The organism is Chromatiaceae bacterium, from assembly GCA_016714645.1.
Classification (GTDB): Bacteria; Pseudomonadota; Gammaproteobacteria; order Chromatiales; family Chromatiaceae; genus M0108.
On record JADKCI010000004.1, the window covers coordinates 687,550 to 704,439 of the forward strand.

8 protein-coding genes are annotated in these 16,890 nt (G+C 64.7%); 6 read left to right on the forward strand and 2 right to left on the reverse strand.

Annotation, left to right across the window (positions count from 1 at the left end):
* Positions 1 to 20: 20 nt before the first annotated feature.
* Positions 21 to 7,976 (reverse strand): toxin, encoded by a 7,956-nt coding sequence (locus tag IPN92_15040; GenBank protein MBK8639514.1) that lies wholly within the window; start codon positions 7,974 to 7,976, stop codon positions 21 to 23.
* 460 nt (positions 7,977 to 8,436) lie between these two features.
* On the opposite strand from IPN92_15040, the gene IPN92_15045 reads away from it, so the two are divergent.
* On the forward strand, positions 8,437 to 9,444 hold the full coding sequence (locus IPN92_15045) for a transposase (protein MBK8639515.1): 1,008 nt from the start codon (positions 8,437 to 8,439) through the stop codon (positions 9,442 to 9,444).
* On the opposite strand, the gene uvrA is transcribed toward IPN92_15045, so the two are convergent.
* Positions 9,416 to 12,241: an excinuclease ABC subunit UvrA gene (gene uvrA, locus IPN92_15050; GenBank protein MBK8639516.1), complete on the reverse strand. Its 2,826-nt coding sequence runs from the start codon at positions 12,239 to 12,241 to the stop codon at positions 9,416 to 9,418. The two genes, IPN92_15045 and uvrA, sit on opposite strands and share 29 nt — an antisense overlap.
* Positions 12,242 to 12,337: 96 nt before the next feature.
* Between uvrA and IPN92_15055 the strand changes: the two genes are divergently transcribed.
* The 5 genes from IPN92_15055 (at position 12,338) to rfbC (ending at position 16,865) form a co-directional block, all read left to right on the forward strand.
* Positions 12,338 to 13,684 (forward strand): MFS transporter, encoded by a 1,347-nt coding sequence (locus IPN92_15055; protein ID MBK8639517.1) that lies wholly within the window; start codon positions 12,338 to 12,340, stop codon positions 13,682 to 13,684.
* 111 nt (positions 13,685 to 13,795) lie between these two features.
* Positions 13,796 to 14,323 carry a single-stranded DNA-binding protein gene (gene ssb / locus IPN92_15060; GenBank protein ID MBK8639518.1) on the forward strand — a complete coding sequence of 176 codons (528 nt, stop codon included), beginning with the start codon at positions 13,796 to 13,798 and terminating at the stop codon, positions 14,321 to 14,323.
* Between the two features lie 12 nt (positions 14,324 to 14,335).
* On the forward strand, positions 14,336 to 15,424 hold the full coding sequence (gene rfbB, locus IPN92_15065) for a dTDP-glucose 4,6-dehydratase (GenBank protein ID MBK8639519.1): 1,089 nt from the start codon (positions 14,336 to 14,338) through the stop codon (positions 15,422 to 15,424).
* The gene (gene rfbA, locus IPN92_15070) at positions 15,421 to 16,305 is read left to right on the forward strand and encodes a glucose-1-phosphate thymidylyltransferase RfbA (GenBank protein ID MBK8639520.1); all 885 of its coding nucleotides are present in this window, start codon (positions 15,421 to 15,423) and stop codon (positions 16,303 to 16,305) included. The genes rfbB and rfbA overlap by 4 nt, the downstream gene beginning before the upstream one ends.
* Positions 16,302 to 16,865 (forward strand): dTDP-4-dehydrorhamnose 3,5-epimerase, encoded by a 564-nt coding sequence (rfbC, locus tag IPN92_15075; protein MBK8639521.1) that lies wholly within the window; start codon positions 16,302 to 16,304, stop codon positions 16,863 to 16,865. Before rfbA ends, rfbC begins: the two co-directional genes overlap by 4 nt.
* Positions 16,866 to 16,890: the final 25 nt, after the last annotated feature.

Below are 16,890 nucleotides of genomic sequence, written 5' to 3' on the forward strand. Positions count from 1 at the left end.
CCTGGGTGATCAGTTGAGCGCTATTGACGGTCAGCAGCTGTGCCATAACCGACCGTCATCCTGATCATGGCATCCGCTTTTCTCCCATACGGGTCGTCAGGGTACTTGGCTCTGATTCGCTCGATCACTTCGCCACGATAGGTGCCGCCCTTGATCATCAGATAACCAACGCCGGCCCCAACCACGACCTTCCAGCCGACGACCATCAATATGATCGGCATTACCGTCTCGTCATGGTTCCTTGCTTTGGCGAGGCTAACAGCCGGATGCAGACCTTCCGCAACCTCGGCAACCGATGGCAGCTGAGCTTTGGTAACCAAACTGATGATGGCCGTAGTCGCCGTGCTCACGACGGCCGACTTCACCATGTTCCCCAAGCGCGATGGTGCTGTACCGTCATCCGCGCCGCGCCTGGGCGCGCCCTTCCCCGCAAGAGCACTGATTTTGGCGCGTATGCCCGACTTCATGGTTTCGAGGCGAGATAATTGTTGTTTGGTGAATGGCTTTGTCGTGAAGTCGTGAGGGTCCGGTGGGGTAATCTTCCCTGGTTTCGTAACTCGGCCCTCCTGATCAACCTCGGCGGGGATATCGCCCATGACGTAAAACAATAGGCGGCTGTTTTCCCTGGCGTTTCTCTCGAGGCCAATGCTCTGCTTGATTCGTTTGGAGGCCTCTGTCTTCTTCAGTTCGATGTCGAGGGGCACCTCCTTCAGCGAAATGTCGATGATTGCGCCCCTGACCGTCACCTCAAAGTTGCCCTTGCCAAGGATCTTCTCGAGGTCCTCCCGGATGAGATCTCCGGCGAGCTTGCCGATCTTCATCGGATCCCGCCAATGCACGTTCGGCTTCTTCAGTGAGTCTTCAGCGACATCCAGCATCCGGTTGTAGTAGGTCTTCACCTCATCTACGAGTTGTTTGACCACTTCGTGCGAGGCGTTCTTCGATTCTGTCCCTTCGGGATCGATCAGTCGTAGGGGGCTGTTCTTGACATAGGCATAGACATTGGCCCCATCTCGTAGGCCCGCTGGATCGCAACTGGTCCACCTTCCCAGCCACGACGCGTAGTACCGCGCCGCGTGGTAACCGAGCCCGCTCTCCTCGTCGCGCTCCATTCCGATATACCGGTAGCGCTTCAAGCCGACTTCCGCTGCGCTTCGCCCACCTTGATACGACGTGCTGCCGTACGGGTGATATTCCTCGTAGGAAATAATCTGTCCCTCGCCGTTGAGTTCCAACGATGCGGAGCCGAGGTGATTGCTGAACTGGTAACGGATTAGTGGCGCGCTGGAGGTGAAAGGCGCGGTGGTATCTAGGGTCTTTGTTTCGACCAACGCCACGCGCTGCTGGTCGTCCATCACGTTCAACGTCTCGCGCTCCAAGGCCACGGTGACGCCGTCGTTCTCGTACTCGCGGTAGACCTCGAACGTGTCCAGGTATACGCGCTCCTTCATGCGCGTGGGCGTCTGGCCGGGCGCGGCCGGACGCTCCGTCACCTTCCGCACGCGTTGCCCGCTGCCGTCGTACACGTACCAGGTCGTCTCCGGTGAACCGGTCGTGACGACCTGTTTCGCCGTTGCTTGAAGGCGATCGTGGAAATCCCAGCGCATCAGCGGCAGATGCGGCATACGCGTCATGCTGCCGTGCGGGTCGTACTCGTAACGGCCGGAGAAATGATCAATGGCATCGCCTGGAAGGCTCGTCGCGAGAAGCCTGTTGCTCGTGGCGTCGTAGTCATAGCGCCGCGTCCATGACCCATTCGCGCCAGCCTGGTGGATCATTCGCAGGATGTTGCCCACCGCGTCGTAGTCGTATCGCTCGGTGTAATTGCGGAGTGCCGCGGCGTCGGTGGGCAACGGCTGGCGCATGCGCGGCGAGTCGTCATCGGTGACCTGGGGCGACGCATGCTGTCCGACATGTTCTCGACCGCTCGCGGTGATCAGGCGATAGATCGCGTCGTACTCGTAGTCGGCCGACGGCTCCACTCGCTGGCCGCTGAAGAAGATGGTGTGCTGTGCCTCGTCACGGATGTGCGTGATGTTGCCGACTGGATCGTAGAAGTAGGTGAGATTCTGAATGCCCCCGCGGGGAGGATCGGGCGGCTGCGGCCAATCGTCCGCGAAGCCGGCGCCGCGGTCGGTGAGCAGGTGGATCAGACGAAACGTCAGCGGATCACGTTCGTACGTCGTACCGACGCCGTTGCCGTATCGAATGCGCGAGCGCTGGCCCTTCGCGTCGTAATCGACGTCCGTGACGACGTGCTGCGTGGCGCTCTGAACACCAAGAAGGCCTGCAGGCTCGGTGTCCTGTTCGAGCCAGACATCCACTCGTCCGAGCAGGCCCCCCTCGTTGTAGCCGGGACGGATCACGGTCAGCCTGGTGCCGGGGCGATCGCTGTGTGGGACGACGAGCTGAATCGGACGGTTGAGCGCATCGAACCGTATCGAGCTGGTGAAGAGCTCGGGCTCGAGCGCGGGTGGCTGTGACCAATCCGACGTGCTCGTATAGTTCTGGATCAGTTGGCGCGTGTGGCGCAGCAGGTTGCCCTTGAAATCGAAGGCTTCGTCCTCGCCGGTATCCGGGTTGAGTCCGACGCTCACGACGATGCCCGCGGTGTCGCGATGCCGGAGACGCTTACCGCGCACGTTCAACGCTTGCCTTTCGGCATCCGAGAGCCCGTTGTTCGGCGTGTCGCCGTAAATCACGTGATCGAACTGAATCTCACGCCCGGGGTCCTGCGGATCGATGCCCGATCCGAAGGACGCGATGGAACGGCGCATTGGGTCGTATTCCGTCCTGAACGCATGGCCGCGGCCGTCCCACGCGAGCAGCAAGCCGCCGGCCGCATCGTTCAGCGTCCAGCGCTCGCCGGCATCCATACTGTGCTGAAACAGGAGATTGCCGGCGATGTCGTAGCAGGGAGCGAAGCCTGACACCGGATCGTCGGATTGGTCGTCCGGCACTGGCGGCGTGATGTACTGCATCACCAGGTTCCGGCGCGCATCGCGAATCCACAGCGGCTTGCCCTCGGCATCGAGCTTGGTGAACGTGACCTGGTAGTCGTCTCGCCAGGTCTCTGCACCGAACACGTGAGAGCCAGCAGCGTCTTTCACCCGGTTGTGCGCGACCACGATGACGGCACGGCCGAGGCTGTCGACCAAGGTGAGGGACGGCGTCCCGGCGTGCTGCGCGGCGAGCCATGCGGCTCGCTGATCCTGGGTGACGAGCAATCGCCCCGTGATGTCGCGCGGCAACGGTAGAGCGGGATCGGGTGGATTGCGATCCGAGTACCACGTGCTCTCCCGCACGGTGTCGTTGGCGTCGAAGCTCCGCGTCAGCCAGGGCGAGAACTCGACACGGCTGAACGTACCGTCGGGCATTTCGCTGCGGACGGCACGTCCGACGGCGTCGTAGTAGGTGAGAGCGGTCACGCCCACCTCGAGAGGCTCCTCGAAGCGATGGCCCAACGGGCTGAAGTACGGCTCGTATTGCTTGACCGCTTTGTCCTTGTTGTTGAGGATGGTCTTGCCGTTCGCGATCCAGCGCAGCGGCTGGCTCGGCGCCTCGGGTTCGGCCTGCGTCTTCTTCACCAGCACACTGCCCATGCCGTCGGAGTACTCGAATGAAGTCTGCAGTGCGCTTTGTTCGCCCGGCGCAAGCTGGCTCACGTGCGTCTCGCGGGCTATGCCGCAGGCGCAAGCCGGGTGGGCACCCCAAGCGATGGTTCCGTCCGCGTTGAGAGTCTCGCCAAAGTAGTAGATGTGTCGGGCCGAAGCATCCGCCAGCCACGCGCGCGCCTGTGTGTCGTCGAGATCGGACTGGCCGAAAAACGTCTCGAGGTCCGAGGTGTCCGGGTTGGCCAGGACGTCGGTCAACCCCGCGAGGGTGTCTCCTTCGGCGCCCTTACCTTGCACCGCCATCGCCGAGGGTAAGCCCAGCACGTCGAAGAACACCTCGGACAGGTTGGCGTTGATGTCCCGAATCTCGCTCGGGGAGAGCACGCGGAAATCGAAGCGCTCGACACGGGTCGTGTTACCCAGCGCGTCAGTGGTCGAAGCCATGAACAGGTCGAGCGGATCGTATTCCACGGTAGTGACATTGCCGAAGGGATCAGTGAAGCGCTCGGGCAGGTAGAAGTGTTGGGCCGCATCCGGCGCGAAGCCGGCAATCCCCGAGCGAACCCAATACTGGCCGTCGGTGCCGCCGCCGGCGAAACGCATGGCCAGAGTTGCACCGCTCAGGTAGCCGCTGACGGAGGCATCGCCCAGCCTGTTGAGGGCATCGGGTGTCAGCTTGTCCGCGAAGACCGCGTCGAGCAGGTCACGAGTGAGGGCGAGTGTGTACCGCTCGAACGGCAACCCGAGGCGGCCCAGTTGGCCGAGTGGCAGCGGCGCGTCGACGAGCGCGCCGTCATCCTTGAAGAAGAGCGTGCGCTCGTGCTCGACCAAGCGTTTCTGCGGAGTGCTTCCGTTGGCCAGCTCGTGATACGCGATTTCCGGCACGGCCACACCCTCGGTCTGATGAACCTCGCTCAGACGCAGGCCGCGCAGCTCATCGAGTGTGAAGTAGCGGTTGTCGCGCGCATTCGGTGTGAGCTGGTCGTCCGCATCTTCGGGGCTGATGCCCGTCAGCTCGTACGTCAGCGCCTCGCAGGGCGCACGCAGGCGATAGGTGTCCGGCTCGACCACGTCGTTGGTGTAGCGCGTCTCGGCGTAAGCGACGTGGCGCTCGCGCTGGACACTGCGAATGAGCGCCACCGTCTCCGGTGGCAGTGCTTCGTCTTCGAACTGCCCGAGGCGGGGATAGACCACGGTCACCGACTGCAGGATGTTGGCGTATTCGTCGTGCTGCAGGTGAAGCGTGTGCTCGATCCGCGGGTCCGGCCTCAGCGCGTCAGCACGCAGGTCGAGTTCGTAGTGGTAGGTGATCGCCTCGCTCTCGGCGACCAGGAAGACCGCGTGGCGATTGGCAGCCTTCGCCTGCACGCGTCGAATGTGGCAGTTGTGGTACGCAGTGGAGAAGAGCTTCACCGGCTGATGTTCGCCGCGCTCCAGCGCATCCACATCCAGCTCGTACGTTTCCTGCCGGAGCGTCATCCCTCTGCACGCGCGCAAGGTCTCACGCCATTCGTCGGCGCTCGAGTCCTCCACGCGCAGGTCCGGCTCGGGCAGCACGTTCTCTTGAAAATCGCCGAGTACGGCGAGTCCGCCTGATTGCGCGCTTTCGAAACCACCGGGGAAGTATTCGTGCGCGAATTGCGAGAGCACGCGCTCGCGTTCGCTCGCCGCGCCGGTGTGGTACCACGTGATGGTCTTGACGGGCGGCTGATAGAGGGTCTTGTCGTCCGTGATGTAGGGGCTTGCCGAATTGCCCTGCGAAAATTCGCCGTAGGACTCGACATCAACCTGCTCGACGCGACCGAACCCGCGGAACTCCCGTTCAACGCCATCGAAGAACCCGTGGTGATACGAGTAGCTAGTGGAAAACCGTGTCTGCCGCCACTTGTCGGCAACGGTCACGTTCTCGACACAGTGGACCGGGAAGGGAAGCTTCGTGATCCACGGCCTCCCGGCGGCTTTGTCCGCGAGGTAGAACTTCGTCGAGGGGGCGTAGGTGACGATGGTCTCGGCGCCGAGGTTGTTGAGGCTCTTGACCAGCAGGTGCGGCTTCTGGCCGCCCATCAGGTCCACATAGCGCATGGATCGACGCGCGTCGCCTGGCAGCGGCGACGACCAGACCAGGCAAGCCGTACCGTTGCCGAACAGGTCGATCGGCACGATGGATGCGAAGTCGTCCACGCGCGGGAAGACGTTCAACTGCTGCGCGGCGCTCCAACTGTTGCCCGACTGATTGAAGTACAGGCGCACGCCATCGCGGTGCAAGTAGATGATGTCGGTCGTGCCGCTGCCGTCGACATCCGCGAGCCGGATGCGGCTGTGGTCGAACTGGTCCGGATGGTCGAACCGCGGTGACTCGTCCATGGTGACCTTGGCGCCGAAGCGTCCGTAGCCCAAGTTGGGCCAGAAGCAGACCCCGCCGTTGCGGATGCGAACCAGGTCCGTGAGACCGTCGCCGTCGAGATCCGCCAGATAGATCGACTCGGTGCCGTCGGCGAACACCAGGCGCGGGCCCTGCTCGTCGTCGAGCGCGTGCTGCACGCGCCGCGCCGGACCGAAGCCCTGCTCCGCCAGCGACGCGTGCCACACGAAGGCATCGTTTTCACTGACCAGGACGTCGGCGTGGCCGTCGCCGTCCAGGTCAACAAGTTTCAGATTCGGGTCGCGCGTATCGCGGTTGAGGTAAGCCGTGAACGGACGGAAGTGCTCCCAGCCCTCCTCCGCGCCGTGTTCGTACAGGCCCGGCACGGGACCGTCGAGCAGCACGAGATCCGGTTGGCCATCGCCGGCCAGATCCATGAACTGCGCCTGTCCGTTTGTCAGGCCCGCGTTGGGAGTGAGCGCGACACGTTCCACGGGCGCGAACTCGACCTGCCGGTCGCTGATGGGGCTGACGTTGCGTTTGTAGAACCAGCCGCCGCCCTGCTCGGTGAGGATGCCCGGAATGCCTTCACCATGCAGATCGATCCATTGGTAGGCCGCACCGTCCAGGCCGATCGGCAGGTTCGCCAGGCTCTCTTCGTCAAGTTCGTGCACGCTGTCCTGCACGCTCGGCTGCGTGTATGCGAACTCGACTGGCGGCAGGCTGCGCTTTCGATACGCGCCTGCGTCGCGCTTGTAGCTGGACTGCGTGACCGAGAGCAGAAAGGTGTAGGCCGGGTTGCGCGCGTTGGCTGGATCCTGATCGTGCGAATACCCGAAGTCTGTCGAGCGAACCAGGCAATCGGTTCCAACGCCAGGCTCGCCGTCGAAATGGTGGAACATCAGCACGCGGCGGCATAGGCGGGCGGTGCGCACCTCGAAGCCGGCGCGATAGGACGAGAATGGGTCGACGCGGGAGCGCCACGGGCCCGCCTCGTTCGGTGTAGGCGCCTCGGCGACATGTTCGCCGTAGTCGAAGACGGCTTCGAACATCCAACCGGCGCCCTGCAGCGCGGTCGCGCTCAACCTGGCGGGCCGCTGCCCTGCGCTGTCGAGCAGCGTGTTCCGGTTGCCATAGCGGATGCGCTTCAGGTGGCGGTTGGTTTTCCGGCGCGGGTCGTCGCGCTCGCCGCGGTTGCGCTCGTGCGCGCGACCCAGGTCGACGCCCGTGCCGTCCTCGGCTTTGTAGTCGTAAACGACGGCGTTGCCTTTGTCGTCGCGGGTTTCCGAGATGAGCCACGTGAAGACGCGCAGGGGATCGGCTGCGTCCGCGATGCGCGAGTTTGCATCCGTGCCGTACAGCGTGAGCACGTTGTCCCTTGAAATCGAGCGCCAGTGCACGTCGCCATCGCCCTGGCGCGTCCAGCGCTCGATGCGTGCGAACAGGCCTTCGATGCGCGGGCGGTACCGCTGGACCATGTAGGTGTCGGAGCCGATCGCGCGATCGGACAGCCTCTCGCGGACCCAGGTGCCGTTCTGATCGATCGTGACGGGCACGAGATCTTCCGTGCCGGATAGGATGTAGACGTCGGACTCCTGAGCGTCGTGATACTGCGGTAGTCCCTTGTCGGTCTTGCGGGTGATCTGGGGTAGGCCGAGCGCCCACCCGAATCCGAAGGGGCCGTTGCCCGCTCCGGAGTCGTAGTTCAAGGACAGTTGGGGGCTGAAACCCGAGCGTCCGGGGCTGGTGGCAATGGGCACGGACATGGAGCCGGTGCCAGTGACCGGGTTGGCGCCGAATTTCTCGCCGATGCCGCGGATGGCGCCGCCGCCCTTGGGCAACGCGATGCCTTCCGGTTTGACCTGAAAGCCGGAATCCCCCGCGGACTCAGGGTTGGAGCGCGGATCGCTGCCCGTCCTGATAGCCTGCGTGTCAGGGTGATTGTTCGTACGTTGCTGCAGGTCTCCAGGCATCACGCTCCCGTCAGCAGTCTTGTGCATGACCAGGCTGCGAGCAGCCCAGCCAAGCACCTCGTGAAGTCCGGCAGTCTCGACGGACCGCCAATGGCGACCCCTCTGAGACAGGCGAGGTGAAAAGTGTTGTTACGAAGCGCGTTGGTGCGACTTACCGTCGGCGGCTTCAGTGTTCATCGGAAAATGCCGCTCCTGCGGTTCGACGATCCGGTCACCGGGGGAAGGACGGCAACAAATTGTCCGCTTTTTGCGACTAATGCTCGAAAACCTTAGTGGACAGTTAGGACATTAGGACATATCCCGGAATGTGTCAATGCAGCAGTCAGCAATTCAGCGCTGAAGCACAAGACCCCCGCCCGAATGGTGCCAAGGCTTGGCGGGGAGCGGTAGAGAACCGGTTTCGCAAAGGCGGCTAGGAGCCTGTCGGACTTTCGCGTCGCTGTTGGTAAAATGGGCGCCTTGAATCCACTCCCGCGGGCCCTCCCCGATGAGCTTCATCCAAGCCGACCGAGACACCCCCTCCCTGTTGCCGCCGTCGGTGGATGAATGGCTGCCGGCCAATAATCTGGCCCGGTTTATCCTGGAGGTCAGTGATCAACTGGACCTGTCGCGCCTGACCCAAGGTTACGCCCGACGGGGTTCCAAGGCCCACCACCCGGCGGTGTTGCTGGCCTTGCTGGTCTACGGCTATGCCACCGGGGTGTTTGCCAGCCGGAAGATCGAGCGGGCCACTGATGATTCGGTCGCCTTCCGCTTCCTGGCCGCCAACACCCACCCCGACCACGACACCCTCGCGACCTTCCGCAAGCGCTTCCTGCCGGAACGGGAAGCGTTGTTCGTCCACGTGTTGTCGATCGCGCCGACGATGAAACGGCTCCAATGGGGTCAGCTCACCCGGGACGGCAGCCAGCTCACGGCCAACGCCGCCCAGCACCAGGCCCTGTCCCACGGCCACATTGACAAGCTCGCCGCCCAACTCCGGGACGCGGTGCGGGCGCTGCTCGCCAAGGCCGAGACCACCGACCGGGAGGAACGCCCCGACGGCCTGGACCTCCCAGCAGAACTGGCCCGACGCGAGGCCCGGCGGGAGGCTTTGGCCAACGCCCAGGCCGCGATCGAAGCCCGCGCCAAAGCCCGGTGCGACGCCGAACAGCAGGACTACGAAGCCAAAGTCGCCCGCCGCGAGGCACAACGTCAAGCCGGCAAACCGCCCCGCGGCAAGGAACCGCCGCCTCCGCAAGCCGGCCCTCGCGCCAAGGACCCGGTCAACCTGACCGACGAAGAATCCCGGATCATGCCGGTCTCCGGCGGCGGCTTCGCGCAAGCCTACAACATCCAGGCCGCGGTCGATGCCGAGACGATGCGCGTGCGGGTGACCGGGGTGAATCAACAGACCCATGACCAGCAACAGGTCGAACCGATGCGGGACGCACTGGCCGCCCTGCCGGACCGTCCCGCTCCTGACTTCACCACCCCCGCTCCAGCAGCGTCTTGAGATAGCGCCCGGTATGGGAGGCGGGATCGGCGGCCACCTGCTCCGGGGTGCCGGTGGCGATGATGGCGCCGCCGCGATGGCCGCCCTCGGGGCCCAGGTCGATGACCCAGTCGGCGGTCTTAATGACGTCCAGATTGTGCTCGATGACAACCACCGTGTTGCCGTGGTCGCGCAGCCGGTGCAGGACATCCAGTAACTGCTTTACGTCGTGGAAATGCAGGCCCGTAGTGGGCTCATCTAAAAAGTAGAGGGTGCGGCCGGTATCGCGCTTGGAGAGTTCGCGGCTGAGCTTGACACGCTGGGCCTCGCCGCCGGAGAGGGTGGTGGCGCTCTGGCCGAGGCGGACATAGGTGAGGCCGACGTCCATGAGGGTCTGGAGCTTGCGTGCCAGGGTGGGCACCGGGGCGAAGAACTCCAGGGCCTGCTCCACCGTCAGGTTCAGGACTTCGTCGATGGTCTTGCCCTTGTAGCGGATCTCCAGGGTCTCACGGTTGTAGCGCCGGCCCTTGCAGACGTCGCACTGGACGTAGATGTCTGGCAGGAAGTGCATCTCCACCCGGATGAGCCCGTCGCCCTTGCAGGCCTCGCAGCGCCCACCGGCGACGTTGAAGCTGAACCGCCCCACCGAATAGCCCCGGGTACGGGCCTCGGGCACGCCGGCGAAGAGTTCCCGCACCAGATTGAAGAGGCCGGTATAGGTCGCCGGGTTGGAGCGGGGGGTGCGGCCAATGGGGCTCTGGTCGATATCCACCACCTTGTCGAAGTGCTCCAGGCCCTCTACCCGGTCGTGGGGGGCGGGCTGGAGGTTGGAGTTGTTGAGGTGGCGGGCGGCGAGGGGGTAGAGGGTGTCGTTGATCAGGGTCGATTTGCCGGAGCCCGAGACCCCGGTGACGCAGCAGAGGGTGCCCACCGGGATGGCGACATCGACGCCGCGCAGGTTGTGGCCGCGGGCGCCGAGCAGGCATAACTGGCGCGCCGGGTCCGTGGGGGTGCGCCGCTGGGGGATGGCGATGCGCAACTGGCCGGAGAGATAGCGGCCGGTCAGGGAGTCCGGGCAGGAGGCGATCTCCTCGGCGGTGCCTTGGGCGACGATCTCGCCGCCACGCTCCCCCGCCCCCGGGCCCATGTCTACCACCTGATCGGCAGCGCGTATCGCCTCTTCGTCGTGTTCGACCACGATGACGGTGTTGCCGATGTCGCGCAGGTGATTCAGGGTCCGCAGCAGGCGGGCATTGTCGCGCTGGTGCAGGCCGATGGAGGGCTCGTCCAGGATGTACATGACCCCCACCAGACCGGCGCCGATCTGGCTGGCGAGCCGGATGCGCTGGGCCTCGCCGCCGGACAGGGTCTCGGCGCTGCGCTCCAGGGTCAGATAGTCGAGGCCCACGTCCACTAGGAAGTGCAACCGCTGGGCGACCTCCTTGATGATGCGGGCCCCGATCTCGCCGCGCTGGCCCGGCAGGTCCAAGGTCTCGAAGAAACTCAGGGCCTCGCCCACCGGCAGGCGGGTGATCTCCGCCAGGCCGCGCTCGGCCACGAAGACATGCCGGGCCGCCTCGTTGAGGCGCGTGCCCTGGCAGGTGGGGCAGTCCTGGTGGGAGAGGTAGCGGGCCAATTCCTCCCGCAGGGTGACGGAGTCCGTCTCCCGGTAGCGGCGCTCCATGTTGCGTAGGACCCCCTCGAAGGGGCGAACCTTGCCCGGGCCATGCTCGTGGGGCAGCTTGAGCTTGATGCGGTCCTTGCCGCTGCCGTAGAGGACGACCTGGCGAATGGGTTCTGGCAGTTCCAGCCAGGGGGCCTCGACGTCGAAGCCATAGTGCTCGCCCAAGGCGCGGACCATTTGGAAATAGTAGGCGTTGCGCCGGTCCCAGCCGCGCACGGCGCCACCGGCCAGGCTGAGTTCCGGGTGGACGACCACCTTGTCGGCGTCGAAAAACTGCTCCACCCCCAGGCCGTCGCAGCTCGGGCAGGCCCCGGCAGGGTTGTTGAAGGAGAAGAGGCGGGGTTCCAGCTCCGGCAGGCTGTAGCCGCAGATGGGGCAGGCGTAGCGGGCCGAGAAGATGAGTTCGGGCTTCTCGGGCTCGTCCAGCCAGGCGATCCGGGCGATGCCGCTGGACAGGTTCAGGGCCGTCTCCAGGGATTCGGCCAGACGGGGGCGCAGGTCGTCGCGGACGCGGAAACGGTCCACCACCACCTCGATGCTGTGCTTGCGCTTGAGATCCAGCTCCGGTGGCTCGTCCAGCTCGCAGAGGTCGCCATCCACCCGGGCGCGGACGAAGCCCTGGGCGTTGAGTTCGGCGAAGAGGCGCTGATACTCGCCCTTGCGCTCGGAGATCACCGGCGCCAGCAGCATCAGCTTGTCACCCACCGGCAGGGCCAGCACCTGGTCCACCATCTGGCTGATGGTCTGGGCGTCCAGGGTTTCGCCATGATGGGGGCAGCGGGGGGTGCCGACCCGGGCGTAAAGGAGGCGCAGATAGTCGTAGATCTCGGTGATGGTGCCGACGGTGCTGCGGGGGTTGTGGGAGGTGGTCTTCTGCTCAATGGAGATGGCTGGCGACAGGCCCTCGATCTGGTCCAGGTCCGGCTTCTCCATGACCGACAGAAACTGGCGGGCATAGGCCGACAGGGACTCGACATAGCGGCGCTGGCCTTCGGCATAGATGGTGTCGAAGGCGAGGGAGGACTTGCCCGACCCCGAGAGGCCGGTAACCACGATGAGGCGGTCCCGAGGCAGCTCCAGATCGACGTTCTTGAGATTGTGCGTTCGTGCGCCGCGGATGCGGATGCTATCCATGAGCCTAAACCGGGTGGGGCGAAGCTGCTATTATGCTCAGCCATTCCCAAGCTAAGCAAAGCCGATATGAGCCGTTCCGGACCCCCGCCCATTCCCATGACCTCCGCCGAACGGCGCGCCTCGGCGGGCCTGGCCGGTATCTTTGCCCTGCGCATGCTCGGTCTTTTCCTGATATTGCCCGTATTTGCCATTCAGGCCCGGGAGGTACCCGGGGCGACGCCCCTGCTGATTGGCATCGCCATCGGTGCCTATGGCCTGACCCAGGCCCTCCTTCAGATTCCCTTCGGCATGTTGTCGGACCGCATTGGCCGCAAGCCGGTCATCCTGGGCGGGCTGATCCTCTTTGTCATTGGCAGCGTGGTGGCGGCCCTGGCGGACGATATTTATGGCGTCATTATCGGGCGCCTGCTCCAGGGCAGCGGGGCCATCGCCGCCGCCATCATGGCCCTGACCGCCGACCTCACCCGCGAGGCGGTGCGCACCCGCGCCATGGCGGGCATCGGTATCAGCATTGCCCTCTCCTTCGCCCTGGCCCTGGTGCTGGGGCCCATCGTCGCCCATTGGGGGGGGCTGGAGGGTCTCTTCTGGTTCATTGCCGTGCTGGCCTGCGCGGGCATCCTGATCCTGCTGCTGGTGGTGCCGAATCCCATCCGGTCCAGCCTGCATCGTGACGCGGAGCCCGTGGCCAGCCAGTTTCGCGGTGTCCTGGCCCATGGTGAGTTGCGGCGGCTGGATCTCGGTATCTTCACCCTGCACCTGACCATGACCTCACTCTTTCTGGTGCTGCCCCTCTTTATGCGGGACCAGGGACTGGCGCCGGTTGATCACTGGCTGGTCTATCTGCCGGTTCTGCTGCTGTCCATCCTCGCCATGGTCCCTCTCATCATCCAGGCCGAAGGCAAGGGGCGCATGAAGTTGGTTTTTCTGGGTACCTTGGCGGCCCTGGTGCTGGGGCTGCTGGGGCTGAATTACCTGGGCCATGGCATTCTGGCCATCGCCTTCTGGCTCTTCGTCCTGATCACCATCTTTAACCTGTTGGAGGCCGTTCTGCCATCCATGGTCTCCAAGGTTGCCCCCGCCGGTGCCAAGGGCACGGCCATGGGGGTCTATTCCACTTCGCAGTTCGCCGGGGCCTTTCTCGGCGGTGTGGTGGGCGGCTGGATTCATCAACATTTGGGTCCCGAGGCCGTGCCCATCTTTTGCGCCCTGGCGGTCTCCGTCTGGCTCCTGGTGGCCTGGGGTATGCAATCCCCGCGACAGGGCACACCCCACATGGTCCGCGTGGGCGATCGCGCCGCCGATCCCGAGCTCCGAAACCAACTGTTGGCGATCCCGGGGGTCGAGGAGGCCCTGATCGTGGCCGAGGAGGGCGTTGCCTATCTCAAGGTGGACAAGCGGCAAGTCGATTGGGCAAGATTGCAGGAATTTGCAGCGGAAGGCTAAGGCCGTCTCCGGACAGTACCGCACCGGTCGGGATCTCGGTCCCCTACCTATCAAATCGCCAATTTCGCCCCGCGCGGGCGCCATTATCGCCTTTCGTGGCACGAGGAACCCATGTCCAAAGGAAGTCTCAACAAGGTCATGCTGATCGGCAATTTGGGGGCCGATCCGGAGACCCGCTACACGCCCAGCAACATGGCGGTGACCAAGCTCCGCCTCGCCACCAGTGAATCCTGGAAGGACAAGAATACCGGCGAGGCCCAGGAACGCACCGAGTGGCATCGGGTCACGATCTTTGGGCGCTTGGGCGAGGTCGCGCAGCAGTACCTGCGCAAGGGCTCCAAGGTCTATATCGAGGGCCAGTTGCGGACCAATAAGTGGCAGGGACCCGATGGTCAGGATCGCTATTCGACCGACATCGTGGTCGATATCCGCGGCACCATGATGATGCTTGACAGCCGTGGCGCCGGTGGTGGTAGCTCAGCCCCCTACGATAGTCAGGGCGGTGGTCAGTCGCGCCCGGCCAAGGGTGGGGGCGATGACTGGGGCGATGACGGCTTCGGCGGCAAGCCCGCGGCTAATGCCGGCGGTCCCGGTGGCGCCGCCGCCACCGTGGACTTCGACGACGACATCCCCTTCTAGGACATGGCTGTGATGAAAACCATCCTGGTTACCGGTGGCGCCGGCTTTATCGGGGGCAATTTTGTCCACTTCCTGCTGCGGGAGACGGACGTCCAGGTCATCAACCTGGACAAGTTGACCTATGCCGGCAATCTGGACACCCTGGCCCCCCTGGCGGGCAACCCCCGCCATGTCTTCGTCCAGGGCGATATCGGCGACCGGGACCTGGTGGGCCGCCTGCTCGCGGACTATGCCGTGGACGCCGTGGTCAACTTCGCCGCCGAGTCCCACGTGGACCGCTCCATCGATGGCCCCGCGGCCTTCGTCGAGACCAACGTTCTGGGCACCTTCAACCTCCTGGATTGCGCCCGGGCTTACTGGTCCGGCCTGGGTCTGGCGGGGCGGGCGGCCTTTCGCTTTCTGCACGTCTCCACCGACGAGGTCTATGGGTCCCTGGGCCCCACCGGGCGTTTCGTCGAGACGACCCCCTACGCGCCCAATTCCCCCTATTCAGCCTCCAAGGCCGCCTCGGATCACCTGGTGCGGGCCTGGTTCCACACCTACGGGCTGCCGGTGCTGACCACCAACTGCTCCAACAACTACGGCCCCTACCAGTTCCCGGAAAAACTCATCCCCCTGGTAGCCCTCAAGGCCCTGGCCGGGGAGTCGCTGCCCATCTATGGCAACGGCTCCAACGTGCGCGACTGGCTGTATGTCGAGGATCACTGCCGGGCTATCTGGCGGGTCCTGGCGGCTGGCCGGCCCGGCGAGGTCTATAACGTCGGCGGCGACAGCGAACGCACCAACCTGGAGGTGGTCGACACCCTCTGCGGCCTGCTCGACGAACTGGTGCCGGACTCGCCCCACCGGCCCCATGCCCAGCTCAAGGTCTTCGTCACCGACCGCCCCGGTCATGACCAGCGCTACGCCATCGACGCCACCAAGCTCCAGACCGAGTTGGGCTGGGCACCCCAGGAGCGCTTCGAGACCGGCCTGCGCCAGACCCTGGTCTGGTATCTGGAGAACCCTGACTGGTGTGGACGGGTGATGGACGGCAGTTATCGTGGCCAGCGGCTGGGGACAGGCGCGGGCAAGGATGACCTGGGGGAGGGCGCGGCATGAATCGCAAGGGCATCATCCTGGCCGGGGGCTCCGGCACCCGGCTCTATCCGCTGACGCATACCATCAGCAAGCAACTGCTGCCGGTTTACGACAAGCCCATGATTTACTATCCCCTCGCCACCCTGATGCTGGCGGGGATTCGGGAGATTCTGGTCATCACCACCCCCCGGGATGCCGACGCCTTCCAGGACCTGCTCGGCGACGGCGGCCAGTGGGGTATTTCCCTCCAGTATGCCGTCCAGCCCGAGCCCGGCGGCCTGGCCCAAGCCTTTATCATCGGCGCCGATTTTGTCGCCGGTGACCCGAGTTGCCTCATCCTGGGCGATAACATCTTCTACGGCCATGGCCTGGTCCAGCAGATGCGCGCCGCCAATCTCCGCGAGCGCGGGGCCTCGGTCTTCGGCTACTGGGTCAAGGACCCCGAGCGCTATGGCGTCGCGGAACTCGACTCCCTCGGGCGCGTCCTCGGCCTGGAGGAAAAGCCGGTCAAGCCCAAGTCCAACTACGCCGTCACCGGGCTCTACTTTTACGACGAGCAGGTGTGCGACCTGGTGGCCAATCTCCAGCCCTCCCCCCGGGGCGAACTGGAGATTACGGATCTCAACAACCTCTACCTGGCGCGGGGCGAGCTCTTCCTGGAACGTCTCGGGCGTGGTACCGCCTGGCTCGACACCGGCACCCATCAGTCCCTGATGGAGGCCAGCAACTTCATCGAGACCATCGAGCAGCGCCAGGGCCTCAAGATCTGCTGCCCCGAGGAGGTCGCCTGGCAGAGACGCTGGATCGAGGCCGACCAGTTGCGCGCCATCGCCGCGCCCCTGGCCAAGAGCGGCTATGGCGAATATCTGTTGGGGCTGCTGGAGCGCTCCGCCGAGCCATGAACATCATCGAGACCGAGATCCCCGGCGTCCTCGTCATCGAACCCCAGGTCTTTGGCGACGAACGGGGCTATTTCCTGGAGAGCTGGCAGCAGGAACGCTACGCCGCCGCCGGCATCCCCCGGGGTCTGGTGCAGGATAATCAGGCCTATTCCCGCCATGGTGTCCTGCGCGGCCTGCACATCCAGCATCCCTACGCCCAGGGCAAGCTGGTGCAGGTGCTGAGGGGCGAGGTCTTCGACGTGGCCGTGGACGCCCGCCCCGGCTCGCCCTGGTTCGGGCGCTGGGTCGGCGTCCTGCTCTCCGGCGAGAACCACCGCCAGTTCTGGGTCCCCGCTGGCTTTGCTCATGGCTACTATGTCACCGGCGAGGACGCCCTCTTCAGCTATAAGTGCAGTGACTATTACCACCCCGAGAACGAGTTGTCGGTGGCCTGGAACGACTCCGCCATTGGCATCGACTGGCGCCTGCGGGGTGAACCCATCCTCTCCGCCAAGGATCTGGCGGCTACTCCGCTCGCCGCCGTCCCGACCGAGCGCCTGCCGGCCTATGCCGGCCCCTGATTTGGACTCCGGATTGAATCCCCAC

Excerpts from the sequence above, each read along its gene's own strand:
- ssb (MBK8639518.1), top strand. The coding sequence starts at position 13,796 with ATGTCCAAAGGAAGTCTCAACAAGGTCATGCTGATCGGCAATTTGGGG.
- rfbB (MBK8639519.1), top strand. The coding sequence starts at position 14,336 with ATGAAAACCATCCTGGTTACCGGTGGCGCCGGCTTTATCGGGGGCAAT.
- rfbC (MBK8639521.1), top strand. The coding sequence starts at position 16,302 with ATGAACATCATCGAGACCGAGATCCCCGGCGTCCTCGTCATCGAACCC.
- IPN92_15055 (MBK8639517.1), top strand. The coding sequence starts at position 12,338 with ATGACCTCCGCCGAACGGCGCGCCTCGGCGGGCCTGGCCGGTATCTTT.
- IPN92_15040 (MBK8639514.1), bottom strand. The coding sequence starts at position 7,976 with ATGCACAAGACTGCTGACGGGAGCGTGATGCCTGGAGACCTGCAGCAA.
- uvrA (MBK8639516.1), bottom strand. The coding sequence starts at position 12,241 with ATGGATAGCATCCGCATCCGCGGCGCACGAACGCACAATCTCAAGAAC.
- rfbA (MBK8639520.1), top strand. The coding sequence starts at position 15,421 with ATGAATCGCAAGGGCATCATCCTGGCCGGGGGCTCCGGCACCCGGCTC.
- IPN92_15045 (MBK8639515.1), top strand. The coding sequence starts at position 8,437 with ATGAGCTTCATCCAAGCCGACCGAGACACCCCCTCCCTGTTGCCGCCG.